We start from the raw sequence: 22,770 nt of genomic DNA, 5'->3' as shown, positions 1-22,770 counted from the left end.
CGTCGTGCGTGCCGACGAGCCGGACCCCCGCCGCACGGGGCGGCATGTCAGAGCCGACGAGCACGGTGAGCCGGGCGAGTCGCTCAAGGAGCGCGCGGCGTACCTGTACGGGCTGGTCATCACCGGCTCCGTGCTCGCGTCCGCCCCCGCTGACCTCGGGCTCGTGCGGGTCGCCGGGCTGCTGGGCGGCACGCTGCTGGTCTACTGGTGCGCCGAGTCCTACGCGCACCTCATCGCCGCGCGCTCCCTCGCGCGCCGCCCCCTCGACGCCGCCGAACGCCGGCACGTGCTCACCGAGGGGCTGCCGCTCGTGGCTGCCTGCACCGCGCCCGTCGTCGTGCTCCTGATCGAGGCGGTGCTCCGGGTGCCGGCCGACGTGGCCGTCGACATCGCCCTCGTCGTCAACCTCGTGCTGCTGCTGGTCGTGGGCTGGCGCATGAGCACCGACAGCGGGCTGACGGGTGGCAGGCGCCTGGCCGCCACGGCGACCGCGGGCCTGCTGGGGGTCGCGATGATCGGGCTGAAGCTGGCGCTGCACTAGCGGTCACGGTCCCCCGCTCCGGCGTCGTCCGACATCTGCACGGGACCGGTGTGCAGCACCTCGCGGGCCTGCTCGGCGGCGCGGACGATGCTCTCGCTGATGAAGTCGAGGAACCGGGCGATGTTCTCCAGGCGCGCCGCTGCGGGCGTGCTCGCCCCGAGCACGACGACGCCCTGCCGGGCGGTCTCGGCGAGCTGGTCGTTGGCCCGGGCGCTGGCGATCGTCGACTGGTACCAGACGTCGTTGTCCGCGACGTACCGCTCGCGGCGGCCCTCGTCGCGCTCCCGCCGCACGAGGCCCTGTCCCTCGAGGAACGTGATCGCCTTGGAGACGGACGCCGGGCTGACCTGGAGCCGCCGGACGAGGTCGGCGGCGGTGACGCTGCCCGCGTCGGTGGTGAACAGGCAGGTCAGCACGCGAGCGGTCATCTTGGGCAGGCCCGAGGCCATGAGCACCGTGGTGAGCGTCTCCTCGAAGTCGGCCACCGCCGCGGCGTCGCGCCCGTGCGCCTGGGGCAGCGCCTGGGCACTGCGGGGCGCGGCCTGCCGGCTCCGGTGGGCGCGGCGTTCCGTGGCGCGATGGGCCAGCTCCGCGCGGTAGCCGGTGGGGCCGCCGTTGCGCAGCACCTCACGTGTGACCGTGGACGTCGGGCGGTCGAGGCGCCGCGCGATCTCGGCGTAGGACAGGTCGTCGGCCAGGCCCAGCGCGATCTGCTGACGCTCCTGCTTGGTGAGTCTGCCTCCCGGCATCGCGATCCCCTCCGTGGCCCCTCGTGGTGTCCCTGCCTGCCCAGCATAGCGTTCACTTCAGAGCCATTGCAATGGACGACATCCGTTGCGTTGCGTTAGTTTCAGAACCATTGCAACCCTTTGTGCGCTCTGACCTGCGTATATGTTCTGTCAACGCAACAAGGATGTTGCCACGCTCTGGAAAGCAACGTAGCGTTTGCGATGTCAGAAACACCGAGCAGCAACCAGCACAGGAGCCGATCACCATGCAGAACTTCGACACCCCCGCCCCGATCTCCACCGTCGTCGAGATCCCCGCCGGCCGGGTCCAGCTCATCGCCGCCGACCGCGCCGACACCACCGTCGAGGTGCGGCCCACCAACCCCGCCAAGAGCCGCGACGTCCAGACCGCCGAGCAGACCACCGTCACCTACGCCGACGGCGTGCTGCAGATCCGCACCGCCGAGCCCCGCAACAAGCTCGTCGGCCACGCGGGTTCCGTGGAGGTCACCGTCCAGCTCCCCGCGGGCTCGGGTCTCGAGGGCACGTCCGAGGCCGCCGAGCTCCGCGCCGTCGGCCGCCTCGGTGACGTGGTCTTCGACGGCGCCTACCAGCAGATCAAGATCGACGAGGCGGCGAGCCTGCGCCTCACCGCGATCGACGGCGACGTCGAGGTGGGCCGGCTCACCGGTCCCGCGGAGATCACCACCGCCCGCGGCGACATCCGGGTCGCGGAGGCCACGAACGGTTCGGTCGTGCTCAGCACCCAGGCCGGTGACATCACGGTCGCCGCGGGCGCCGGCGTCTCGGCCACCCTCGACGCCGGTACGAGCCTCGGCCGCATCAGCAACACCCTCAAGAACGACGGCGCCGCCGTGCTGGACGTCCGCGCGACGACCGCCTACGGCGACATCTCCGCTCGCAGCCTCTGAGCGGGGCGGTGCCGGCCCCGGCCGACCGGGCCGGCACCACGAACCACGGCGCCTGAGCGCCGGCACCACGTACGACGGCACCACCCGACCGCACCGACCGCACCACGACCCACAAGGTGGAGAACATGACGAACGACAGCGCTTCCTCGACCAGCACCGCGTGGTCCGGCATGGTGCCGGTCGACGACACGGCCCTGGCCGTGACCGACACCGGCGGCCCCGGTCTCCCGGTCGTCTACCTGAACGGCCAGTTCGCGACCCAGGGCTACTGGCGCAAGACCATCGCCGACCTGGGCACCGGCTACCGGCACATCACCTTCGACGAGCGCGCACGCGGCAAGAAGTCCGGGACGTCCGCGGACTACTCGTTCGAGGCCGCCGTGCGCGACGTCGACGCCGTCCTCGCCGCCCGCGGCGTGGAGAAGGCGCTGGTGATCGGCTGGTCCTACGGGGCCGTCGTCGCGGCTCACTGGGCGCAGCGCAACCCGGGACGCACCCTGGGCGCGGTCCTGGTCGACGGCGCCTTTCCGCACGACTGGCTCGACGACGCGATGGAGGTCCGCATCCGCAAGCTGTTCCGCCGGATGAGCTGGTTCACGATCCCGCTGCGGATCACGGGCATCACGCCGCGGATGACCGCGGCGGAACAGGCCGAGAGCAACATCGAGCTCGGCAGGCTGTCCCGCGAGAGCGCCCTGGCGCCGGTGCTGAACGACATCGGCGTCCCGGTGCGCTACGTGGTGGCCTCGGGCACGTCGCTCGGCAGCAGGGGCGACGAGCAGGAGCAGATCCGCGCCGGCCTGGAGGCCGCGACGGCGGGCAACCCGAACATCAGGATCAGCGCCAAGGTGCCCAGCAACCACGGCGCGATCCTCAACAAGGACTTCCGCGCCGTCGCCGACGCCGTGCGGGAGGTCGCCGCCCTGGGCAGCTGAGGACGCCGGACGGGGGCCGGAGCGTCGCGCGAGCGACGCTCCGGCCCCCTCCTTCGTGTCCCGCCGGACGCCCACGCCCGGCACGCCGGCCGGGATCAGCCGATCGGGCGCAGGTGGACGTCGTCCGGCACGGGGATGCCGAAGCCGGGGGTGTCACCCAGCCGCAGCACGCCGTCGGCCGGGGTGAGCAGCCCGGGGTCGACGCCGGCCACGGTGCCCGGCACGCCCTCGACGACCTCGACGTTGCCCAGCCCTGCCGCGAGGTGCGCCGCGTATCGGGTCTTGAGCGGCCGCCCCCACGCGTGCGGCGAGGCGTGGACGCCGTCCGCCACGAGCCGGGGCATCAGGGCGCGCCAGGCGGTCAGGCCGTACGACATCACGTCCATGAGCAGCACGTCGATCGACCCGGCGGCGGCGACCGGCAGCAGCGCGGCGACGTCGGGCGAGGTCTCCCCCTCGGCGATCCGGGTCTCCGGCGAGTGCGCGTCGAGCCACGCGCGCAGGGCCTTGAGGTCGTCCGCGTCGTCCAGGAACGGCTCCTCGACCCAGTACAGCCCCACGTCGGCGACGGCCTCCAGGTAGGCGACGAACCCGTCGCGGTCGTAGCCGTCGTTGGCGTCCACCAGGATCCGGGCGTCCGGGAACGCGTCGCGGATCGCGCGGGTCACCTCGATGTCGCGGGCGTCGCCGGCCGCACGGGAGAGCCACTTGTTGCCCCGGCCGATCTTGAGCTTGAAGTCCCGGAAGCCCAGCGCGGCGTCCGCGCGGCACTCCTCGACCAGCACGCCGACGCCGCGCGGCGCGTCGTCGGGGTCCAGGTCGTCGAAGTAGATCGCGCCGTCGTAGACGGCGACGTCCGGCGTGCCCCGACCGCCGAGCAGCGCGTGCACCGGGGCGTCGTGCACCACGCCGAGCAGGTCGTGCAGGGCGATGTCGAGCCAGTGCTCCGCGTCGTCGAGGATGCCCGTGGCGGGGTCGATCAGCTCCGAGAGCAGGCGACCCTCGACCCGGGCGACGTCGCCCGGCGGCCCCTCGAACAGCCCCCAGCCGGCCCGGCCGTCGTCGGTGACGAGCACTGCGACGTCCGAGCCGGGTCCGGCGCCGTGGCTGCCGAGCCGGGCGTTGCGGCCCACGGTCCGGGGGTAGCGGGTCTCCAGCGAGGCGAGCCGGACGGTACGGATGCGGGGGTCTGCGGAGGCCATGGGGTCCAATCAGGGAAGGTCGGGCGGTGGTGCCGCGCCGAGCGCGACGGAGAGGCGGGCGGCGGTACGGCGCACGGCCGCCACGATCGAGGGCTGGGCCGCGACGATGCGGTCCCGGGGCCCGGCCGCGCTGATCGCGGCGACCGGGAGATCACCCGCACCGAGGATCGGCGCGGCGACGCAGCGCACGCCGGGCTCCCGCTCGGCGTCGTCGAGGGCCCAGCCACGATCGCGGATGCGGTCGAGCTCCGCGTGCAGCGTGGGCGCGGTGGTGAGGGTGGTCGGGGTGTAGCCGGTCAGCGGGATGCGGTCGACGATCGCCCGGGCCTCGGCCGGCGGGAGCGCCGACAGGTAGGCCTTGCCCAGTGCCGACGCGTGCAGCGGGGCGCGACTGCCCAGCTTGGAGACCACCTTCACCACCTGCGGCCCCTCCTGCTGCATCACGTAGCACATCTGGTCGTCGTCGAAGATGGCGATGAACGCCGTCTCCTCGGTCTCGGCGACGAGCTCGCGCAGGTGCTCGGGCCCCACGGCGTGGACGTCGAGGCCGTCCAGCGCCTGCAGCCCCAGGCGCATCACGACGGGCCCGAGCCGCAGCTCGGTCTCGCCCACCACGTAGCCGCGCTCCCGCAGCGTGCCCACGATGCGGTAGGCGGCGCTGCGGCTGAGCCCGAGGTCCGCGGCCAGCCGCTGGACGGTCAGGCCCGGAGTCGCCGCGATCCGTTCGACGATGTCCAGGCCGCGTGCGAGGGTGCCGGCGGCCCCGCCGTCGGCGGGGGCCCGGTTGCTCGAGTCAGTCACGCTGCCATTCTGCACGGCACCTGCTCATCCCTTGAGACCGGAGCGGGCGACGCCGGCGATCACGTAGCGCTGCACGAACGCGAACAGGATCAGCACCGGGACGCTCGCGATCGCCGCCCCCGCCATGACCGCCGGGAAGTCGGTGGCGTAGGCACCCCGCAGCGTCGCCAGACCGGCGGGAAGCGTGAGCTGCTCCGGGTTGAACAGCACGTACAGGGGCCAGAGGAAGTCGTTCCAGCTCCCGAGGAACGACAGCAGGCCGAGCGTCGCGAGCGGCGCCCGGGACAGGGGCAGCACCACGCGGACGAAGATCTGCCAGCGGTTGGCGCCGTCGATCAGCGCCGCCTCCTCCAGCTCCGCCGGGAGGCTCTGGAAGAACTGGACCAGGAAGAACACGCCGAACGCGCTCGCCGCGCCCGGCACCACCAGCGCCCAGACGCTGTCGAGCCAGCCCAGCCCGTCCACGATCAGGTAGTTCGGCATGAGAAAGACGAAGCCGGGGACGAACAGCGTGGCGATGATCAGCGCGAAGATCAGCCGGCGGCCGGGGAACCGCATCCGGGCCAGCGGGTACGCGGCCGCCGACGCCGTGGCGAGCACCAGGACGGTGTGCAGCACGCCGACGAGCACGGAGTTGCCGAGCCAGCGCAGCAGCGGGGCCTGCGCGTCGGCGAACAGCCGGGTGTAGCCCTCGACGGTCGGCGTGGGCGGGATCCACTCCGGCGGCAGGGCCGTGGCGTCGCCCGTCGTCTTGAACGACGTGGAGAGCATCCACAGCAGCGGCGCCAGGATGAGCACGGACAGGATGAGCAGCATCGCGTACAGCAGCAGCGTGCCGACGACGCCGCGGCCGGTCGCCTCGTCGCGCAGGCGCCGGGCCGCGGGCTGCCGCGTCGCCGCGGGACGGGTGGTGCTGCCGGTGGGAACGACGGTGGTGGCCACGTCAGCTCTCCTTCTGTCGCAGGAACAGGAAGTTCAGGGCACTGACGGCGATCAGCAGGAGGGCGAGGAGATAGCTCATCGCGGCGGCGAGGCCCATGCGGAACTGCTCCAGGCCCACCTCGGCGATGAACATGATGGCCGTGCGCGTCTCGTTCGACGGGTTGCCCGCGGTGAGCAGGTAGGACTGGCCGAACATGTTCGCCGAGGCCAGGACCGTCATCGTCAGGACGAAGAGGATGACGGGGCGCAGCTGCGGGATCGTCACGTGCACGAGCTGCTGCCACCGGTTCGCGCCGTCGACCTTGGCGGCGTCGTAGAGCGCCTCGTCCACGTTCTGCAGGCCCGCGAGGTAGACCACGGAGTTGAAGCCCATGGTCCACCAGACCGTGACGCCCACCAGCGAGACCCAGACCCACGGCGTCGCCGTCAGCCACGGCACCGCCTCGGTGACGCCGAGCTCCGCGAGGTACCCGTTGACCAGGCCGGTGTTGCCGTTCAGGAGGTACTGCCAGAGCAGGCCGACCACGCTGACGCCCAGCACGTACGGCGCGAAGAAGACCGCGCGGAAGAAGGTACGCCCGCGGAACCGCTGGTTGAGCAGCAGCGCCAGGCCCAGCGGGATGGCCATGAGCAGCGGCACCGAGAGCACCACGAACAGCCCGGTGGCCCGCATGCTCTCCCAGAACTGCTGCGCCACCAGCGCGTCCGGGGTGAACAGGTCCACGTAGTTCTGGAGGCCCACGAACGGCCGGTCGGGCAGGAAGAAGTCCCAGTTGTGCAGGCTCATCCAGAGCCCCGACACGGCGGGGACCAGCACGAACGTGCCGAAGATCAGCAGGAAGGGCGCGAGGAAGAGATAGGGCGTCCAGGGCCGGGGCCGGCTGGGCGAGACGGCGGTGGTGGCGACGGCGGCCGTGGTGGTCGCGCGGACGGCGGTGGCGGTCATGTCAGGCCCTCCCGTACTTCTCGGCGTTCTCCTGGAGCAGGAAGGACGCCTGGGTCGTCGCGGTCTCCAGCGCCGCGCGCGGGTCGCCGAGCGAGAGCAGGGCGTCGCCGATCGCGGGGTACAGGATGGTGGTCTGCACCTCCGCGATCCCCGGCACCAGCGGGTAGAACCGGATGTGCTCCACGCCCTCGGCGACGTGTGACTGCGCTGTCAGCTCAGCCAGCTCGGGCGAGTCCAGGATCGGCATGCGGGCGGGGACCGGACCCGCCGTGGCCCAGCCGATCGAGTTCGCGAGGATCCACCCGAGGAACGTCACGACGGCGGCGAGCCGGTCGGCGTCGAACCGCGGCTGGCGCGCGACCACGAACTGGTGCGAGCCGGAGAACGCGGCCCGCCCGCCGCCGATCCGCGGCAGCGGAGCGACGTCCCAGTCGAGCCCGTCGACCGAGCCGAGGTCGTTGATGAGGGCGCCGGGGCCGCCCCAGAGGAACGCGTTCTGGTCGTTCTTGAACGCCATCGAGGCGTCCGAGCCGCTGACATTCCGCGGGCTCCAGCCCGCCCGGATCAGGGACTGCTGCCAGGTGAGCGCGTCCACCCCGGCCTGGGCGCCGAACGTCGCGGCCCTGCCAGCGCTGTCATAGTGCTCGCCGCCGAACTGCCAGAGCAGGGAGTCGAAGCCGCGCCCCACCCCCTGCGGGTCGACGGCGGGGAGCCAGTGGCCCTGGACCCCGGCCGACGCCAGCGCGTCGAGCGCGTGCTCGTAGGCGGCGCGGTCCGTCGGCGGCGCGTCCGGGTCCAGCCCGGCCTGCTCCAGCACCCGGCGGTTGTAGAACAGCGAGTCGGGCCACATGTCCAGCGGCAGCGACCAGCGCTGGTCCCGGTAGACGCCGGAGCCCCAGACGACCGGGAGGTAGTCCGACTCGACCAGGCCGACCGTCTCCAGGACGTCGTCGACCGGCATGATCACCTTCCGCGCGGCGTTGGTCGCCACCTGGAAGTTGTGCATGAGGGCGAAGTCCGGTGCGAGGCCGCTCGTCACCGCGGCGGGGAACTTCTGGTAGAAGTCGCCCCACGGCAGGGCGTACATGTCGATGCCGATGTGCGGGTGCTCCCGCGTGAACTCGTCGATCAGGGTCCGCATCACCGGCCCGTCGCCGCCGGTGAGCCCGTTCCAGAACTTCAGCGTGACCGGCGGCCCGTCGTAGGCCGCGGGGACCCGCGGCAGCCGCGCCGTCCCGATCGTCGGCGCGCAGCCCGCGATCGTCGCCGCGACGCCGGCGAGCCCGGCCGCGCCGATCGCCCGCAGGACCGTGCGGCGCGTGAGCGTACTCATCTCCACGTCTCCACCTCATTGTGTGCTGTCCCGATGATCGGGACTGCTGTGTCGATGAGCGGGACACTATCGAAAGACATGGAAGGCGCGCAAGAGTCCGGCGCAAGAAGGTGCGTGCGCATGCTCTCGAGGTCGAGAGCATGCGCACGCACCTTCCGGGAGCGGCCGCCGGACGGTCGGCGGACGCCGGACGGTCAGCGGGCGGCGGCCTCCGCGTAGAGCTGGAGGAAGCGGGCCGTGCCCCGCGCCATGTTCGCGATCTCGGTGGGGTCCACGCTCTCGTTCGGAGCGTGGATGGCCGCGAGCGGTTCCTCGACGCCGACCAGGAGGATCTCCGCCCCGGGGTAGGTGTCCGCGAACACGTTGCAGAGCGGGATCGACCCGCCCTGCCCGAGCCTGGCCATCGGCCGGCCGTAGGTCTCCTCCAGCGCCCCGGCCAGCGCGTGGAACGCGGGGCCGTCGACCGCCGCGAGGAAGGGCTCGCCCTCCGCCTCGACCGTGACCTGCACCGCGACGCCCCAGGGTGCCGCCGCACGGAGCTGCCTCTCGAGCGCCGTCCGGGCCTGGTCCGCCGTGGTGCCGGGCGGGATGCGGAGGTTCAGCCGGGCGGAGGCACGGGGCGTGATCGCCGAGGCGGAGCCGACCACCGGCGGGCAGTCGATGCCCAGGATGGTCAGCGCGGGCCGCGCCCAGAGCAGGTCCGCGACGGTGCCGTCACCCAGCAGGGAGACGCCCTCCAGCACGGTCGCGTCCCACCGGAACCGGTCGGCGGGATAGCCCTCGCCGGGCCAGGTCCCGCGGTGGTCGAGCCCGGCGACCGTGGTGTCCCCGTTGCTGTCGCGCAGGGTGCCCAGCACCGCGACGAGGGCCGCCAGGGCGTCGGGGGCGGCGCCCCCGAACATGCCGGAGTGGACCTCCGAGGCGAGCGCCTGGAGCGTCAGCACCACGTTGACCATCCCGCGCAGGCTGACGGTCGCGGCGGGTTGCCCGACGGCGGCGTTGCCGGTGTCGCACACGAGGACGGCATCGGCGCGCAGCAGGTCGGCGTGCTCGGGCACGAACGCCTCCAGGCCGCCCGTGCCCTGCTCCTCCGAGCCCTCGACGACCAGCTTGAGGTGCACCGGCGCCTCGCCCAGCGCCCGCAGCGCGGCCAGGAGCATGACGATGTTCCCCTTGCAGTCGGCGCTGCCGCGGCCGTACCACCTGCCGTCGGCGTCGGTGAGCTCGAAGGGCGGCGTGCGCCAGGCGGACTCGTCGAGCGGCGGCTGCACGTCGTAGTGCGCGTAGAGCAGCACGGTCGGCGCGGACGGGTCGGCGCAGGGCCGCGAGCCGACCACCGCCATGCTCCCGTCCGCCGTCCGCTCCAGGTGCGCGTCCTGGAAGCCGACCCCGGCGAACCTGGCGAGCACCCATTGCGCCGCCCGGTCGCACTCCTGGGGCGGGAACTGCCGGGGGTCCGCGACCGACCGGATGGCGACGAGCTCGGCGAGCTCGGCGCGGACCCGCGGCATCTCCTGGTCGACCAGGGCGCGGAGGTCGGTGGTCACGAGCCCACCACGTCGTCGGTCGTGAGGTCGTCCACGTACTGCTGGAACTCCGCGAGCTCGTCGGGGCAGTAGATCTCGATGATCAGCGTCTGCCCGCGCAGGATCTTGCGGTCCGTGATCACGGGGCGCGCGCCGGGGCCGCTGGCGCCGTTGGCGAGCTGCGCCTGCAGCGTCGCGCGGTTCAGGGCGTCGTTGGGGTTCGCGCAGACCGCCCCGCCGTCGTCGCCGAGCACCGTGACGATCTGGTCCTTGGACGGCGTGACCGTCGCCCCCGCCTCGTCGAGCGCCTGGATCAGCTCGTCGGCCTTCGCCTCGGCGTCGCGGGTCGCGTCCGCCGCACGGTAGAGAACCAGGGCCAGGACGAGGAGGACGCCGATCACGACGCCTACCGCCACGTACAGGAACGTGCGCTCGCGCCCGGACTGCGTCTCGCCGACGGTGCTCATTCCGGGCTCACCTCCTCCGTCGGGGCCTCCTGCTTCCACGAGGGCTTGCGGGCCCGGTAGAAGAGGTACGGGACCAGCAGGCCGAGCCCCAGGGCACCGACCACGACGATCACGACGTACACGACCGGGTTGCCCCCGCTGAACTGGGACGGCGGGACGAACCCGACCAGCAGGGCCGCGAGCGACGCCCCGAAACCGACGCCGCAGAGCGACTTGAGCATCGGGCTGCGGAAGCCGCGCGGATGGTCGGGGTACTTGCGGCGCAGGCCGATGGCCGCGACGAACATGAGCAGGTACATGATCAGGTACACCTGCGTGGTGATCACCGAGAAGATCCAGTACGCGCTGGAGACGTTCGGGATCAGCGCGTACATCAGGCCGATCGCCGTGGTGACGATGCCCTGGACCACCAGGATGTTCTGCTGCACCCCGTTCTTGTTGAGCCGCTGCAGGAACGGTGGCAGGTAGCCCTCCTGCCGCGAGATCAGCAGCAGGCCCTTGGACGGGCCGGCGAGCCAGGTGAGCATCCCGCCGAGCGAGGCCGTCACGAGCATGATCCCGACGATCGGGGTGAGCCACTGCGTGCCGAAGTTGGCGAACACCGCGTCGAAGGCCTGCATCACGCCCGCGGTGAGCGAGAGCTGCTCGGCGGGCACCACCCAGCTGATCGCCAGGGCCGGGAGGATGAAGATCAGCAGCACCATGCCCATCGCCAGGAACATCGACTTGGGGAACTCCTTGCCCGGGTTCCGCAGCGACGACACGTGCACGGCGTTCATCTCCATGCCGGAGTAGGAGAGAAAGTTGTTCACGATGAGCACGAGGCTGGCGAGCCCGGCCCACGCGGGGAGGATGTTGTCGGCGGTCATCGGCGCGGCCGACTCGTTGCCCTGGCCGAGGAACACCATGCCGAGCACCACGAGCACCACGCCCGGGATCAGCGTGCCGATGACGAGGCCGCCGCTCGCGAGCCCCGCGACGCCCTTGGTGCCGCGCGAGGAGACCCAGACGCCGCTCCAGTAGACGACGATGATGACGCACGCCGTCCAGACGCCGCTGCTCGCGAGCGCCGGGTTGAAGACGTAGGCCAGCGTGCTCGCGACGAACCCGAGCAGGCTCGGGTAGTAGAAGATCGTCATCGCGAACTGGCACCACACCGCGAGGAACCCCATGGGCTTGGAGATGCCGCGCGCCACCCAGTTGTACACGCCGCCCTTCCAGCCGGAGGCCAGCTCGGCGGAGACGAGCGACGTCGGCAGGAGGAAGACCACCGCGGGCACCAGGTAGAGGAAGACGCACGCCAGCCCGTAGACCGCCATGGTCGGCGCGGCCCGCAGGCTCGCGACCGAGCTGGTGGTCATCATGGCGAGCGCGACCCAGGAGATCCATGTCGTCGCCGGCACCTTGGCCCGGGCCTGGGCCCGGACCTCGGCCCGGGTGGGGGGTTCGGCCGGGGGTTCGGCCCCGGCTTCGTGAGAAGCATCCATCGCACTCATGAGTTGCCTCGCTCTCGGGACAGCCTCGCCGCCGCGCGAAGGAACCCCCGGGCGGGCGCGGCGGCTCCCACCCCTCGACACGCAGGTACACGTCTGCCGGCAGGGACCTCAGCCGGCGAGCAGCTTGGCCTTCTGGGCGCTGAACTCGGCGTCGGTGAGGATGCCGTCGTCCCGTAGCTTGCCGAGCCGTTCGAGCTGCGCGATCACGTCCTCCGACGCGGCCGGCGGGGGCGCCGCGTAGGCCTCCTGCGGCGGGGGCGCGTATGCCTGCTGCGGCGGCGGTGCCGCGTAGGCCTCCTGCTGCCCGGCCCAGCGGTTCGCCTGACGCCGGGAGACCCGGTTGGACACCGCGGTCGCGGTGCCTGCCACGACAGCGGTGCGTGCCACACCTCGGAGGAGTCCCATCACGTCGTCCCTTCAGGCTGAGTGGTCGGTGTCGTCGACGGGGCCGTCTGCTCCGCCTCGAGGGCGTCGAGCACCGCGACGACGTCCTCGACCGGGATGCGGCCGCTGGCGATCACCTGTGCCCCGGCCTCCCGCATGGCCGTCACGAACGGCCCGGCCCACGTGTTCTCGTAGACGATGAGGCCGACGGCGTCGCCGGGGGCCACCAGCGCGACGCTCTGCGCCAGGTCCTCGTCGTCGAGCAGCCCGGAACCCACGCCCTCGAACACGGCGAGGTCGAGCGTGCCGTCGTGGTCCAGGTCGGTGAGCGCGACGGCCACGATGTCGCCCTCCTCGGTGCGTCTGGCGACCCGGAGGTCGAGGATCCGGATGATCCCGCGTTCGACGAGGTCCAGCAGAGCGGCGAGGCCCTGGCCCCGCAGCCGGCTGCCCGGGAACTCGACGGCAAGGTAGTCGATCGGTCCGACGTCCAGCTCGGTCATCTCCGGGCCTCCTGCGGTGGCGGGCGGGTACAGCGGTTCTCTCCGACACTGGCAGCACCAGGGGTGGTCGCGGCCCACCCCCACCGGGGTGGACCTGCGCCACCCGGCCCCGGGGCATGATCGGGAGACATACCCCCGGAGGCCCCCATGTCCGCCATACCCACCTACGACGCCGAGCAGCTCGCCGGCATGCTCGCGATCCTGCCCGACGTCGACTCCGTCGAGCTCAAGCTCACCGTGCCCGACAACTTCCAGCGCTCCGCAGTCCGAGCACTGGGCATCGATCCGCTGGACGCCGTCCTGCGCCAGGTCGCGTTCGTCGACACCCCCGACCTGCGGCTCTCTTCGGCCGGGGTGGTGCTGCGCGCCCGGCGGACCCAGCGCAAGCCCGGCGACCTGACGGTCAAGCTCCGCCCCGCGATGCCGCACGACGTGCCTGACGGCTACCGCGGCCACGAAGGGTTCAAGGTCGAGCTGGACGCGTCGCCCGCCGGGTACACCTGCTCGTGCTCGCTGACCGTCGAGGCGCCCGACCGCCGGGTGCGCAAGCTGATGATCGGCGACCGGGGCATCCACGGCCTGCTCGACGACGACCAGCGGGCCCTGCTGGGCGAGCGCCTGCCCGGGGACGTCGGGGTGGACGACCTCACCGTGCTCGGGCCGATCAACCTGCTGAAGTGCCGGTTCCGGGCCAAGGGGTACCCCCGCCGCATGGTCGCCGAGCTGTGGGTGCTGCCCGACGGAACCAGGATCCTCGAGCTGTCCACCAAGGCGCCGCCCGACGAGGCGTTCCAGGCCGCCGCGGAGACGAAGGCCCTCCTCGCCGGCAAGGGGCTCGACCTCGGCTCCCCGCAGGAGACCAAGACCAAGGCGGCGCTGGCCGCCCTGACGGCCGGGGACGGCGCGCCCGGCGAGCAGTGATCCCGGAACGGCGCCTCAGCGCCGCCAGCCGCCCGAGGGCTGACCCCGCCGGTGCCGGTTCATCAGCGCCCGGGCCAGGTCGGCCGCCTCGGCGCGGGACCCGCAGCCCAGCTTGCGGTAGATCACCTTGAGATGGAACTTGAGCGTGTTCACCGAGATGAACAGCTCGTCCGCGATCTCCCGCAGGCTGAGCCGGCTCGGGAGCATCCGGAGGATCCCGAGCTGCCGGTCGGTCAGGTCCTCGACGAGCTCGACCACCGCCGTACCGGGCGGTGACGCCCCGGAGAGCGGGACGCGGCGGAGCCGGTCCAGCCACGGCCTCGGCACCTGCCAGGCCAGTCGCTCGATCGCCTCGACGACCTCCGTCCCCTCGGACGCGACCGTCTGCACGAGGCCGTGCTCGGCGGCGAGCCGTACCGCACGCGACAGGGCGGCCTCGGCCTCGTCCGCGTTGCGGGTCGTGCGGCTCAGGAGCAGGTCGAGGAGCACGTGGTGGCGCACACAACGCGGGGCGGCCGCGCGCAGCGTCGTGTCCGCCGTCCCGACGTCGCCCTCCGCGATGAGCACACGCGCCGTCTCGACGCCGCCCCAGAACGGGTCGTCGACCTCGGCGGCCCAGCGCCCGGCGTCGTCGAGGCGGCTCTCCGCCAGGGCCAGCAGGGTGCCCGTACGGGCAAGGAGCGTGCGGCTGCCCGGACCGGTGAGCTCCGTGTCGACCAGCTCCGTGGCGTCGCCGAAGGCACGCTCGGCCGCGGCGCCGTCCCCGGAGTCGACCGCGGCCCGCGCCAGCTCGAGGCACGCCAGCAGCCGGCAGTGCGGCACCGGGTCGCACGGGGTCTCGACCAGGCGCGACAGCACCGGCAGCGCGGCCGACTGCTCCCCGATCTCCCGGTTGGCCAGCGCCTCGGCGATCATCAGCTCGGTCCGCGCCGTCGTCAGGTTCGCGGCCTCGGACACCTGCCGCGTGCCGTACACCAGGCGCAGCGCCTCGACCGGGCGCCCGGCGAGGGCCGCCCCCAGGGCCCGTGTGGCCTCGAAGGCGATCCGTCGGCCGGGTGCCGGGCCGAGGGTGCGGGCGATCTGCCGCACCTCCGGGCCGGCGTCGTCCCACCGCTCCGCGAGGGCGATCTCCCGGGCCAGCAGGTTCCAGCCGAACTTGCACAGCGGGTCGGTCTGCCAGCGGTCCCCGATGGTCGCGAGGGACCACCGGGCGGACCGGGCCCCCGCGCCCCAGTCGCCCGAGACGGCCGCCGACGCCGCGCGGAGCATCTCCAGCCGCGCGAGCAGGCACGGTTCGACCGCGCCGTCCCCGTCCGCCCGAGCCACGACGGTGTGCACGGTCTGCACGAAGACGTTCCGGTCGGCGAACAGCTGGCACCACGCGAGGTCGACGGCCGCAGCCGTGTCGACCACCGCGGTGCCCGCCGGGATCGCGGCGAGCATGCGCCGCACGGTGACCTCGCGCCCGCTGTCGTAGAGCTCGGGCACGCACGACGCCAGCAGCCGCAGCGCCGCGCGGACCTCGCCGGCGCGCAGCAGGTGCTCGAGCGCGGCCACCGGCTGCCCGGCGTCCTCGAACCACTGCGCCGCGCGCCGGTGGAGCTCGGTCACCCGCTCGGGCTCGCGCCTGCGCAGGTCGGACAGCAGGGCCTCGCGCACCAGGGCGTGCGTCTCGTAGGCGCCCGACGGCTCGATGCGCGCGGCGAACAGCCCCCGCTCCTCCGCCCGCTCCAGCAGGATCGGGGCGTCGAGGCGGCCGGCGAGCGCCCGGGCGAGGCCGGGTTCCGCCCGGTCGACGACGGACACCGCGACCAGGACGTCGACGACGTCGGCGGGCTCCCCGCTCAGCACCTCGTGCCAGACGTAGTCGCCCAGGTAGCGCTCGACCTCGTCCTGCTGCGGTGCGTCGGGGCCCGCGCGGGCGTCCGCGGACCGGGCGGCCAGCGCGGCGAGCTGGATGCTGGCGGCCCAGCCGCCGGCATGCCGGGCGGCCTTGGCCACGCGCTGCGGCGGCAGCGTCGGCGCCAGCCGGGCCAGCATCTCGGTCGCCTCGTCGAACGAGAACCGCAGCTCGGGAAACCGGACCTCGCCGAGCATGCCCCGTGCGCGCAGCCGGTCCACCGGGAGGGCTGGGACGTGCCGGCTCACCAGGACGACGCGCAGCCAGCGGGGCAGGTGCTGGACGAACATGGTCAGCGACCCGCCCGCCACCGCCTCGTCCACGACCTCCAGGTCGTCGATGACCAGCACCCGCGGGCCGTACCGCCGCGACTCCAGGTCGTCGAGCAGCGTCCCCACGGCGTCGAGCAGCGCGTGCCGGCGTCGGACCAGGTCGGCGGCAGGCTCCGCGCACCCCGGGGCGATGCCGTCGAGCGCGGCGAGGATGCTCAGCCAGAGCTGCGCGGGGTCGCGGTCCGACTCGTCGACGGACAGCCAGGCGTTCGGCAGGTCGGTCCAGCCCACCCAGTCCCGCAGGAGGGACGTCTTGCCCGAGCCCGCCGGCGCGACGACGAGGGTGAGCGGCGACTCGACGGCCGTGTCGAGCAGCTCGATGAGCCGCGGCCGACGCACCAGGTACTCGGGGTTCACGGCGGGGCGCAGCTTCGCCTGGTAGACGAGCACGTTCCCGCCGAACGAGTCGCTCATGGCCGACTCTCCTAGGTGTGCGCCTGGCTGCCGTGTGGGCACGACACCCGGCAGTCGATCACTCCCGCGTGCGGGGGCGTTCACCCGGTTCGGGCGAAGTCCCGGGGCGGACGGCGCCACCGGGCTCCCGCGCGCCCCGGTCAGGACGTCGCGCGCATGTTCTCCCGCGCCGCGCGGACGGCCTCGTAGCGCTCCAGGGCCTCCGCTCGTTCCGCCTTGTGGTCCACGACAGGTGCGGGATACCCGCGCGGCGGGCCGTCCGGCAGCTTCCAGGGCTGGTGCGCGGCCTTGCCCGACACGTCCGCGAGCTCGGGGACGTACCGGCGCACGTAGTCACCGTCCGGATCGAACCGCTCGCCCTGCAGCACCGGGTTGAACACCCGGAAGTAGGGCGCGGCGTCGGTACCGCTGCCGGCCACCCACTGCCAGCCGTGCTGGTTGGAGGCGAGGTCGCCGTCGACCAGCCGGCTCATGAAGTGTCGGGCGCCCCACCACCACGGCAGGTGCAGGTCCTTGACGAGGAACGACGCCGTGATCATGCGCACCCGGTTGTGCATCCAGCCCTCGGCCAGGAGCTGCCGCATCCCGGCGTCGACGATGGGAAAGCCGGTGCGCCCCTCCCGCCAGGCGGCGAACAGCTCGTCGGCCTCCGGGCCGCTGTCGGTGACCAGCGCGTCGAAGGAGCGGTCGTAGTTGCGGTGGGCGGAGTCGGGTCGCTGGTCGAGCACGTCGGCGTAGAAGTCGCGCCACGCGAGCTCGTTGCGGAACGACTGGGCGCCGTCGGACCGTTTGGCCGCGAGGTCGGCGAGCAGGCTGCGCGGGTGCACGCAGCCGTACTTGAGGTAGACCGACATCCGCGAGGTGCCGGGCCGGTCGGGCCGGTCCCGACCGTCGGCGTAGTCCTGGAGGTGGTCGCGCACGAACTCGTCCCAGCGCCGGTGTGCCGCCGCTTCCCCTGGCTCGGGCAGGTCGGCGTCGACGGCGGGCTGGTCCGGGATCTCCACTGCCTCCACGTCGACGGTCGCGGGGTCGATCCAGTCCAGGGAGCCGGCGTCGGTGTCCGCCGGGGCGCGCCACCCGTGGTCGGCCCAGGCCCGGCTGAACGGCGTGAACACGCGGTAGCGGCCGCCGTCCCCGGACCGGACCCGGCCGGGCGCCACGGCATAGGGCGAACCGGTGCGCACCAGCTCGCGGCCCTGCGCGTCGAGCGCGCGCTCGACGTCGTCGTCGCGAGCCTGGCCGTAGGGACCGAAGTCGGCCGCGATGTGGACGGCGCCCGCGCCGATCGCCTCGGCCACCCGGGGCACGACGTCGACCGGGTCGCCCTGCACGACCAGGAGCCGGCCGCCGAGGCTCTCGCCCAGGTCCCGCAGGCAGCCGTAGAGGAACCACCGGCGTGCCGCGCCGGAGGGCTCGAGCAGGCGCGGGTCGAGCACGAACAGGGCCAGCGCGCGGGTGTCCTGACCTGCGGCGAGAAAGGTGGGCTGGTCGGCGACCCGCAGGTCGCGGCGGAACCAGATCAGCGCCGGGGCTTCGGTCATGCCGCCACCGTACGGGGGCACCGCCCGGCTCGCGCCCGGGCGGGATCGCCCGCCGTGGTGGGCCGACGCCGCCGCAGTACGCTGAGGATCCAGCACGAGCGAGAGGCGGTCCGATGCCGACGAAGCAGCCCGCGATGTCGCCGTCGGACCTGCCCGTCACGGAGGTGCTCGACCGCGCCACCGGCCCGCGGCGTGCCGAGGCCGACGAGCTGCTGGCGATCTTCGGCGAGGTCAGCGGCGAGAAGCCGGTCGTGTGGGCGGGGCGCATCATCGGCTTCGGGGAGTACGAGTACCGCTACGAGAGCGGGCACGGTGGCCGCTCACCCCTGCTCGCCTTCGCGCCGGGTCCCACGAGGCACACGATCTACCTCCCCGAGCACTTCGCGGAGCGCTGGCCCGACCTTCTCGCCGAGCTGGGCACGTACCGCGCGAGCAAGGTCTGCCTCTACCTCACGCGGCTGACCGGCGTGGACCGTGGGGTGCTGCGCGCGCTGCTGGAGCGTTCGCTCGCCGAGACGAGGTCGCAGGCGCACTAGGGTCCGCCCTGTGCACAACCACGAGCCCGCAGGCTATGACTGCCCGTTCTGCGACTTCGCGGCAGAGCGCGAGGCCGACGTGGTCTACCGCGACGACCGGGTCTTCGCGATCATCGCGCCCCGGTGGTGGCCGCGGAACGCCGGTCACGCGCTGATCATCCCGGTGGCCCACCACGAGAACCTGTACGACCTCCCGGCAGCCGACGGCCACGCGATCTTCGACGTCACGCAGCGGCTCGCCCGTGCGATGCGCACCGCGTACGACTGCGCGGGCGTCTCCACCCGCCAGCACAACGAGCCCGCCGGCAACCAGGACGTGTGGCACTTCCACCAGCACCTGTTCCCCCGGTACACGGGCGACGACCTCTACGGCACGCTCCCGGAGCCGGAGTGGCTCCCGGCCGACCGCCGCCGCGCCTACGCGAACCGCCTGCGGGCCGCGCTCGCCTGACGCCGGAGCCGCAGGGCGGTCCACCAGGTCAGTCGGTCCAGGGAGGATCTGCGTACACCCACACCTCGACGGCCCCGTTGAGGAACCTGGACGTCAGGAGCTCCAGCGGCACCCCTTCGACCGCCTTGGTGCACACCAGACCCGGAGGGCCCTCCTCGTCGTCGTGCTCGGCGCACTCCCATCCGTGCCGGGCCAGCAGATCGTCGAGGCCGTCCTTCGCACGAGGCTCCAGATCGAAGACGGCGTACGCCGGCGGACCACCCGTGTCGTCACAGCTCAGCGCGGGCGCGCCCTGTGCGACGTCCAGGGCGTTCGCCTCCTCCAGGAGCAGTACCCGATGCTCGGCGAGGGCCTCCGCGCACTCGTCGGTGCCATCGACCCAGGAGCAGCCGGCCACGGACAGAGCACCCGCCACTGCGGTCAGAAGCCCGGCCGCCGTCAGCCGTCTCCCGCTCGGTACCTTGTTCACCGCCCACCTCGATCGTGCTCGTTGCCGAACCTGCCTACGACGTCCTCTCACGTGCCAGACGAGCCTGGATGCCGAACTCGCCCATCTCCGCGAGGATCTGCCGCGCCTCACTCTCCGGCACCCGGACGAACACCGGTGACCCCGCGGTCAGACCGGCCTCCTTGATGCTCCGGCCCGAAGCGCCGTTGATCATGAGGAACATCTCGGTCAGGCCTTCCCACTCCTCGGTCGGCTCGGCGCCCAGGCAGACGGTGTAGCCGTCGCCGGATCCACGGTCGATCGGGACCGGCAGGTCCGGGTCCTCCCGTGGATACACCGCGCTCGCGACGAGCCACGCGAGCGCCGGGACGACGGCGACGAAGACCAGGACGCTCACCAGGAACGGCCAGCCAGGGTCCAGCGCCAGGTAGACCACGACGGACACGGCCACCACGAGCACCACGAGGCCCTGCCGGGCGTACTCCTGCTCAGTCCTTGCGCGCATCCCCGCCACCTCGGTAGAAGCCGGTCAGGTCCGGCGTCAGGTGAAGGATCGCCCGGATTCGATGGTGCCGGCCAGGATCGCGCGGGAGTTCACCCGGTCCGCGCTCGTGGCCGACGCAGCCCGCACCCGTCACGGCACGACGAACGTCACCGTCCGCACCGGGTTGTCGAACTCCGTGGTGCGCAGCGACACCTGCACCTCCCACTCGCCCGTGGTCGGCAGCACGAGGTCGCCCGCGTAGACGCCCGGGCCGAGCGAGCTGAGCGTCACCTCGCCGAGCTCCACCTCGTCGGACGCCAGACTCATCCGCGGGGCCTCATAGCCCTCCACGGGCTCGCCGGCCGTGTCGGTCATCTCGATGGTGAGGGTGGCGGGCCCGACGGCGAGGGGGTCCAGGGTGATCCGCGCCGAGATGTCGTCCAGCCGCACCGACTCCTCGGCACTCGGTCCCCGCTCCTCACTCGCGGTGACGGTCGTGTCGGACTCCGGGCTCCGGTCCACCAGGAAGCCCGTGACGACCAGGACCACCACCAGCACGCCGGCCTCCGCGAGCGCCGTCCGGACCAGCAGGGCGGCGGGCGCCGCACGGCCCTTGCGCGGTGCCGTCCGGAGGCGGGGCAGCAGGGCGAACCGGTTCCACGCGGCGATCCCGATCGCGACCAGCGCGGCGAGCACCTTGACGAGGAGGAGGCCGCCGTAGCCGGAGTCGACGAGCGCGCCCCAGCTCCCGGCGACACGCCAGGCCAGGACCGTCCCGGCGACCACGAGCACGGCCAGCAGGACCGAGGCCCAGGTGGAGAAGCGGCCGAGCACGACGGCGCCGGCGTCGCCGCGCGCGAGGTCCCCGAGCACGAGCGCGACCGCCACCAGGCCGCCGAGCCACAGGGCTCCCGCGGCGAGGTGCAGCACGTCCACGCCGATCACCAGCGCCTCGGGCGTCGCGGCGCGCGTGTGCCCGGTGAAGGCGGGCGCGGCGACCGCGAGCGCACAGCCGGCCAGCACGAGGACGACCCGCGTCCGGTCGGGCGCCGCACCCGCGGGGAGCGACCAGGCGGCGAGAGCGAGCCCTGCGACCACGACGGCGGGGACGGCGTACTCGGCGGGCGCGAGCGCCGACCAGGTCGAGCCGTCGGTGATCGCCGAGGCCGGCAGGCCGAGCTGGTAGAGCGCGACGAGCGGCACGGCCAGCCCCCAGCCCAGGGCGGCGACGCCGGCCGCCGTGCGGGCGACGGGACGCAGGCGGGTGCGTGACCGGTCGGCCATGCGGTCGCGCGGGAGGAACAGGACCGTGAAGGCCGCCGTCCCGGCGGCCACCAGCAGGCCCACGTAGCCCACCCCGCGGACCACGCCGAGCAGGACGGGCGCGTCGGTGCCCGCGTCCGCGCCGGTCGGTACGTCCACCACGTCGCTGGGCGCGCCGACGGCGAAGCTCAGCGAGCCGCCGATCGGGTGCCCGTCCTCCGACACGAGCCGCCACACCACCACGAGCGTGCCGTCCGGGACCTCGCCGTCGAGGTCGACCAGCAGCCGCGACGCGCGGACCGTGGCCGTGGAGGCCACCTCCTCACCGGTCGCGTCGAACACCTTGATGCCCGCCGGGACGCCGATCACGGACTCGTTGAAGGTGAAGGTGACGCGCTCGGGGGCGACGTCGAGCACCGCGCCCTGCGCCGGGTCGGTGCCGATGAGCGTCGCGTGGGCCGCGGCCGGGCTCGCCGACCCGAGCAGGAGCGCCCAGGCGACGGCGAGCAGGAGCAGCCAGCCGCCGGCGCGCCGCCCCGCGGTCCGGCGGGTCATCCGCGTCGGCGCTGCCGCAGCAGCACCGCCCCGCCCACCAGGACGCCCGCGGCCAGGAGCCCGGCGGCACCGTAGGTGACGAGAGAGCCGCGGGCCTCGGCGGCGGCCGGCTCCGCGGCGGGCTCGGCGACTGGCTCCGCACCCGGCTCGGCAGAAGTTTCGGCGGCAGGCTCGGCGACCGGCTCGGCGGTCGCGTCCGCGGCCGCCCCGGCGTCGCCCGCCGTCACCACGAGGACCGGCGCCGGCCGCTCGAGCGCGTCGTGCCCGTCCCCGTGCTCGGCGACCTCGGTCCAGGCCGCCTCCCCCACCTCGCACTGCTGGACGATCGGGAACACGAGGGTCGCGCCGGCGTCGTCGGGCAGGCGCACGGAGAACTCGACCTCGGCGTGCTCCCCGTCCGGGAGCGGCTCGTCGGTCGTCCAGGTCAGGCCGTCCGGGCTCTGCTCGACCGCCCAGCGGTCCGTGCCGGAGGCGGTCACGTCCGTGGCCTCCTCGGGGACCCGGATGGTGATCGCGGTCGTCGCCGACTCCTCGCAGCCGTGCGGGATCTCGACGCGGAGGACGGCGGTGGCGCCCGCTGCGGTGGTGGACGGCGTGATGGTCACGTGGGCCGCCGCCGTCGTCGTCCCGAGGGCCACGAGGCCCGCGGCGGCAAGGCCGGTGAGGGCCGCGCGACGGATCGTTGTCGTGCGATTCATGGTGACTCCTGGGGAGTGGAGCTGGCCCGCACACCAAACCAGCCTGTCGAACTAGTGTCAAGAGTGTGAACCGATGCACCCGAGACCATGGATTTCGGGGTGCGCTACGCGTACGGTGGTTCACGTCACTGAATCAAGGTCGCAGCCGTGAACTGCGGGGCGGCCGCCACCGGAGGGAAGACATGCCCAACATCACCGTCGAGCTGCTGCGCGGCCGCTCGATCGAGCAGCGTCGCGCATTCGCCCAGGCCGTGGCCGACAGCGCCGTCGAGATCCTGGGTGCCCGCCGCCAGGACGTCCGTATGGTCTTCAGCGAGATCACCCCCGACATCGTCGCCAACGGCGGCGTGCTCGCCAGCGAGGACGAGAGCCGCGCCGGAGTGGTCGCGTCGCTCGCCGACGACTGACATCCAGCTCGCTTCGAGACCCGGGGTTTCTTCGCTTTGAGGTCGCTCAAAGCGAAGAAACCCCGGGTCTCGAAGCGGATCGGG

24 protein-coding genes are annotated in these 22,770 nt (G+C 73.1%); 7 read left to right on the top strand and 17 right to left on the bottom strand.

What is annotated here, in order from left to right:
- Window positions 1–4: 4 nt before the first annotated feature.
- Window positions 5–541, top strand: coding sequence for a hypothetical protein (locus tag QRN56_RS18320; RefSeq protein WP_285105618.1), 537 nt, complete (start codon window positions 5–7; stop codon window positions 539–541).
- Here the strand turns inward: QRN56_RS18320 and QRN56_RS18315 are convergent.
- Window positions 538–1,290: a helix-turn-helix domain-containing protein gene (locus QRN56_RS18315; protein WP_285105616.1), complete on the bottom strand. Its 753-nt coding sequence runs from the start codon at window positions 1,288–1,290 to the stop codon at window positions 538–540. The two genes, QRN56_RS18320 and QRN56_RS18315, sit on opposite strands and share 4 nt — an antisense overlap.
- A gap of 245 nt (window positions 1,291–1,535) precedes the next feature.
- On the opposite strand from QRN56_RS18315, the gene QRN56_RS18310 reads away from it, so the two are divergent.
- Both QRN56_RS18310 and QRN56_RS18305 read left to right on the top strand, forming a co-directional pair.
- Window positions 1,536–2,201 (top strand): DUF4097 family beta strand repeat-containing protein, encoded by a 666-nt coding sequence (locus tag QRN56_RS18310; protein ID WP_285105614.1) that lies wholly within the window; start codon window positions 1,536–1,538, stop codon window positions 2,199–2,201.
- Between the two features lie 125 nt (window positions 2,202–2,326).
- On the top strand, window positions 2,327–3,136 hold the full coding sequence (locus tag QRN56_RS18305) for an alpha/beta fold hydrolase (protein WP_285105613.1): 810 nt from the start codon (window positions 2,327–2,329) through the stop codon (window positions 3,134–3,136).
- A 95-nt stretch (window positions 3,137–3,231) separates the two neighbouring features.
- Here the strand turns inward: QRN56_RS18305 and QRN56_RS18300 are convergent, their stop codons facing one another.
- From QRN56_RS18300 to QRN56_RS18255, 10 genes are all read right to left on the bottom strand, one after another.
- Window positions 3,232–4,338: an enolase C-terminal domain-like protein gene (locus QRN56_RS18300; RefSeq protein WP_285105611.1), complete on the bottom strand. Its 1,107-nt coding sequence runs from the start codon at window positions 4,336–4,338 to the stop codon at window positions 3,232–3,234.
- 9 nt (window positions 4,339–4,347) lie between these two features.
- A complete protein-coding gene (locus QRN56_RS18295) occupies window positions 4,348–5,139 on the bottom strand; it encodes an IclR family transcriptional regulator (RefSeq protein WP_285105609.1) in 792 nt (263 codons plus the stop codon).
- A gap of 24 nt (window positions 5,140–5,163) precedes the next feature.
- A complete protein-coding gene (locus QRN56_RS18290) occupies window positions 5,164–6,081 on the bottom strand; it encodes a carbohydrate ABC transporter permease (RefSeq protein WP_285105607.1) in 918 nt (305 codons plus the stop codon).
- A 1-nt stretch (window position 6,082) separates the two neighbouring features.
- Window positions 6,083–7,027 (bottom strand): carbohydrate ABC transporter permease, encoded by a 945-nt coding sequence (locus QRN56_RS18285; RefSeq protein WP_285105605.1) that lies wholly within the window; start codon window positions 7,025–7,027, stop codon window positions 6,083–6,085.
- 1 nt (window position 7,028) lies between these two features.
- Window positions 7,029–8,360: an ABC transporter substrate-binding protein gene (locus QRN56_RS18280; RefSeq protein ID WP_285105603.1), complete on the bottom strand. Its 1,332-nt coding sequence runs from the start codon at window positions 8,358–8,360 to the stop codon at window positions 7,029–7,031.
- Between the two features lie 194 nt (window positions 8,361–8,554).
- A complete protein-coding gene (locus tag QRN56_RS18275; protein ID WP_285105601.1) occupies window positions 8,555–9,907 on the bottom strand; it encodes a dipeptidase in 1,353 nt (450 codons plus the stop codon).
- On the bottom strand, window positions 9,904–10,353 hold the full coding sequence (locus QRN56_RS18270) for a hypothetical protein (RefSeq protein WP_285105599.1): 450 nt from the start codon (window positions 10,351–10,353) through the stop codon (window positions 9,904–9,906). The genes QRN56_RS18275 and QRN56_RS18270 overlap by 4 nt, the downstream gene beginning before the upstream one ends.
- Window positions 10,350–11,840: a glutamate/gamma-aminobutyrate antiporter GadC gene (gene gadC / locus QRN56_RS18265; RefSeq protein WP_285105598.1), complete on the bottom strand. Its 1,491-nt coding sequence runs from the start codon at window positions 11,838–11,840 to the stop codon at window positions 10,350–10,352. The genes QRN56_RS18270 and gadC overlap by 4 nt, the downstream gene beginning before the upstream one ends.
- Window positions 11,841–11,957: 117 nt before the next feature.
- The gene (locus QRN56_RS18260; RefSeq protein ID WP_285105597.1) at window positions 11,958–12,254 is read right to left on the bottom strand and encodes an SHOCT domain-containing protein; all 297 of its coding nucleotides are present in this window, start codon (window positions 12,252–12,254) and stop codon (window positions 11,958–11,960) included.
- The gene (locus QRN56_RS18255; protein ID WP_285105595.1) at window positions 12,254–12,736 is read right to left on the bottom strand and encodes a DUF6325 family protein; all 483 of its coding nucleotides are present in this window, start codon (window positions 12,734–12,736) and stop codon (window positions 12,254–12,256) included. The genes QRN56_RS18260 and QRN56_RS18255 overlap by 1 nt, the downstream gene beginning before the upstream one ends.
- A 147-nt stretch (window positions 12,737–12,883) precedes the next feature.
- On the opposite strand from QRN56_RS18255, the gene QRN56_RS18250 reads away from it, so the two are divergent.
- Window positions 12,884–13,657: a CYTH domain-containing protein gene (locus QRN56_RS18250; RefSeq protein ID WP_285105594.1), complete on the top strand. Its 774-nt coding sequence runs from the start codon at window positions 12,884–12,886 to the stop codon at window positions 13,655–13,657.
- Between the two features lie 15 nt (window positions 13,658–13,672).
- Here QRN56_RS18250 and QRN56_RS18245 read toward each other — a convergent pair whose 3' ends face one another.
- Together QRN56_RS18245 and QRN56_RS18240 are read right to left on the bottom strand one after the other, a co-directional pair.
- Entirely contained in the window at window positions 13,673–16,303 is a 2,631-nt protein-coding gene (locus QRN56_RS18245; protein WP_285105593.1) for a helix-turn-helix transcriptional regulator, read from the bottom strand.
- A 140-nt stretch (window positions 16,304–16,443) separates the two neighbouring features.
- On the bottom strand, window positions 16,444–17,844 hold the full coding sequence (locus tag QRN56_RS18240) for a cryptochrome/photolyase family protein (protein ID WP_285105591.1): 1,401 nt from the start codon (window positions 17,842–17,844) through the stop codon (window positions 16,444–16,446).
- Window positions 17,845–17,957: 113 nt separating this feature from the next.
- Here QRN56_RS18240 and QRN56_RS18235 point away from each other — a divergent pair, with 113 nt between their 5' ends.
- Window positions 17,958–18,380 carry a DUF1801 domain-containing protein gene (locus QRN56_RS18235; RefSeq protein WP_285105589.1) on the top strand — a complete coding sequence of 141 codons (423 nt, stop codon included), beginning with the start codon at window positions 17,958–17,960 and terminating at the stop codon, window positions 18,378–18,380.
- A 10-nt stretch (window positions 18,381–18,390) separates the two neighbouring features.
- A complete protein-coding gene (locus QRN56_RS18230; RefSeq protein WP_285105587.1) occupies window positions 18,391–18,831 on the top strand; it encodes an HIT family protein in 441 nt (146 codons plus the stop codon).
- A 28-nt stretch (window positions 18,832–18,859) separates the two neighbouring features.
- On the opposite strand, the gene QRN56_RS18225 is transcribed toward QRN56_RS18230, so the two are convergent.
- The 4 genes from QRN56_RS18225 to QRN56_RS18210 form a co-directional block, all read right to left on the bottom strand.
- A complete protein-coding gene (locus QRN56_RS18225; protein WP_285105585.1) occupies window positions 18,860–19,300 on the bottom strand; it encodes a hypothetical protein in 441 nt (146 codons plus the stop codon).
- Window positions 19,301–19,334: 34 nt separating this feature from the next.
- The gene (locus QRN56_RS18220; protein WP_285105583.1) at window positions 19,335–19,784 is read right to left on the bottom strand and encodes a hypothetical protein; all 450 of its coding nucleotides are present in this window, start codon (window positions 19,782–19,784) and stop codon (window positions 19,335–19,337) included.
- A 129-nt stretch (window positions 19,785–19,913) separates the two neighbouring features.
- Complete coding sequence (locus QRN56_RS18215; protein ID WP_285105582.1) at window positions 19,914–21,581, bottom strand: copper resistance protein CopC; 1,668 nt, start codon at window positions 21,579–21,581, stop codon at window positions 19,914–19,916.
- The gene (locus tag QRN56_RS18210) at window positions 21,578–22,279 is read right to left on the bottom strand and encodes a DUF1775 domain-containing protein (RefSeq protein WP_285105581.1); all 702 of its coding nucleotides are present in this window, start codon (window positions 22,277–22,279) and stop codon (window positions 21,578–21,580) included. Before QRN56_RS18210 ends, QRN56_RS18215 begins: the two co-directional genes overlap by 4 nt.
- A 182-nt stretch (window positions 22,280–22,461) precedes the next feature.
- Between QRN56_RS18210 and QRN56_RS18205 the strand changes: the two genes are divergently transcribed.
- On the top strand, window positions 22,462–22,686 hold the full coding sequence (locus tag QRN56_RS18205; protein ID WP_285105580.1) for a tautomerase family protein: 225 nt from the start codon (window positions 22,462–22,464) through the stop codon (window positions 22,684–22,686).
- Window positions 22,687–22,770 lie beyond the last annotated feature (84 nt).

The sequence above is a fragment of the Promicromonospora sp. MEB111 genome (assembly GCF_030209445.1).
Classification (GTDB): domain Bacteria; phylum Actinomycetota; class Actinomycetes; order Actinomycetales; family Cellulomonadaceae; genus Promicromonospora.
This window is presented reverse-complemented; position numbering and strand designations above follow the sequence as displayed.

Excerpts from the sequence above, each read along its gene's own strand:
- gadC (WP_285105598.1), bottom strand. The coding sequence starts at position 11,840 with ATGGATGCTTCTCACGAAGCCGGGGCCGAACCCCCGGCCGAACCCCCC.
- QRN56_RS18270 (WP_285105599.1), bottom strand. The coding sequence starts at position 10,353 with ATGAGCACCGTCGGCGAGACGCAGTCCGGGCGCGAGCGCACGTTCCTG.
- QRN56_RS18305 (WP_285105613.1), top strand. The coding sequence starts at position 2,327 with ATGACGAACGACAGCGCTTCCTCGACCAGCACCGCGTGGTCCGGCATG.
- QRN56_RS18315 (WP_285105616.1), bottom strand. The coding sequence starts at position 1,290 with ATGCCGGGAGGCAGACTCACCAAGCAGGAGCGTCAGCAGATCGCGCTG.
- QRN56_RS18220 (WP_285105583.1), bottom strand. The coding sequence starts at position 19,784 with ATGCGCGCAAGGACTGAGCAGGAGTACGCCCGGCAGGGCCTCGTGGTG.
- QRN56_RS18215 (WP_285105582.1), bottom strand. The coding sequence starts at position 21,581 with ATGACCCGCCGGACCGCGGGGCGGCGCGCCGGCGGCTGGCTGCTCCTG.
- QRN56_RS18285 (WP_285105605.1), bottom strand. The coding sequence starts at position 7,027 with ATGACCGCCACCGCCGTCCGCGCGACCACCACGGCCGCCGTCGCCACC.
- QRN56_RS18250 (WP_285105594.1), top strand. The coding sequence starts at position 12,884 with ATGTCCGCCATACCCACCTACGACGCCGAGCAGCTCGCCGGCATGCTC.
- QRN56_RS18310 (WP_285105614.1), top strand. The coding sequence starts at position 1,536 with ATGCAGAACTTCGACACCCCCGCCCCGATCTCCACCGTCGTCGAGATC.
- QRN56_RS18300 (WP_285105611.1), bottom strand. The coding sequence starts at position 4,338 with ATGGCCTCCGCAGACCCCCGCATCCGTACCGTCCGGCTCGCCTCGCTG.
- QRN56_RS18235 (WP_285105589.1), top strand. The coding sequence starts at position 17,958 with ATGCCGACGAAGCAGCCCGCGATGTCGCCGTCGGACCTGCCCGTCACG.
- QRN56_RS18280 (WP_285105603.1), bottom strand. The coding sequence starts at position 8,360 with ATGAGTACGCTCACGCGCCGCACGGTCCTGCGGGCGATCGGCGCGGCC.
- QRN56_RS18205 (WP_285105580.1), top strand. The coding sequence starts at position 22,462 with ATGCCCAACATCACCGTCGAGCTGCTGCGCGGCCGCTCGATCGAGCAG.
- QRN56_RS18245 (WP_285105593.1), bottom strand. The coding sequence starts at position 16,303 with ATGAGCGACTCGTTCGGCGGGAACGTGCTCGTCTACCAGGCGAAGCTG.
- QRN56_RS18255 (WP_285105595.1), bottom strand. The coding sequence starts at position 12,736 with ATGACCGAGCTGGACGTCGGACCGATCGACTACCTTGCCGTCGAGTTC.
- QRN56_RS18260 (WP_285105597.1), bottom strand. The coding sequence starts at position 12,254 with ATGGGACTCCTCCGAGGTGTGGCACGCACCGCTGTCGTGGCAGGCACC.
- QRN56_RS18240 (WP_285105591.1), bottom strand. The coding sequence starts at position 17,844 with ATGACCGAAGCCCCGGCGCTGATCTGGTTCCGCCGCGACCTGCGGGTC.
- QRN56_RS18210 (WP_285105581.1), bottom strand. The coding sequence starts at position 22,279 with ATGAATCGCACGACAACGATCCGTCGCGCGGCCCTCACCGGCCTTGCC.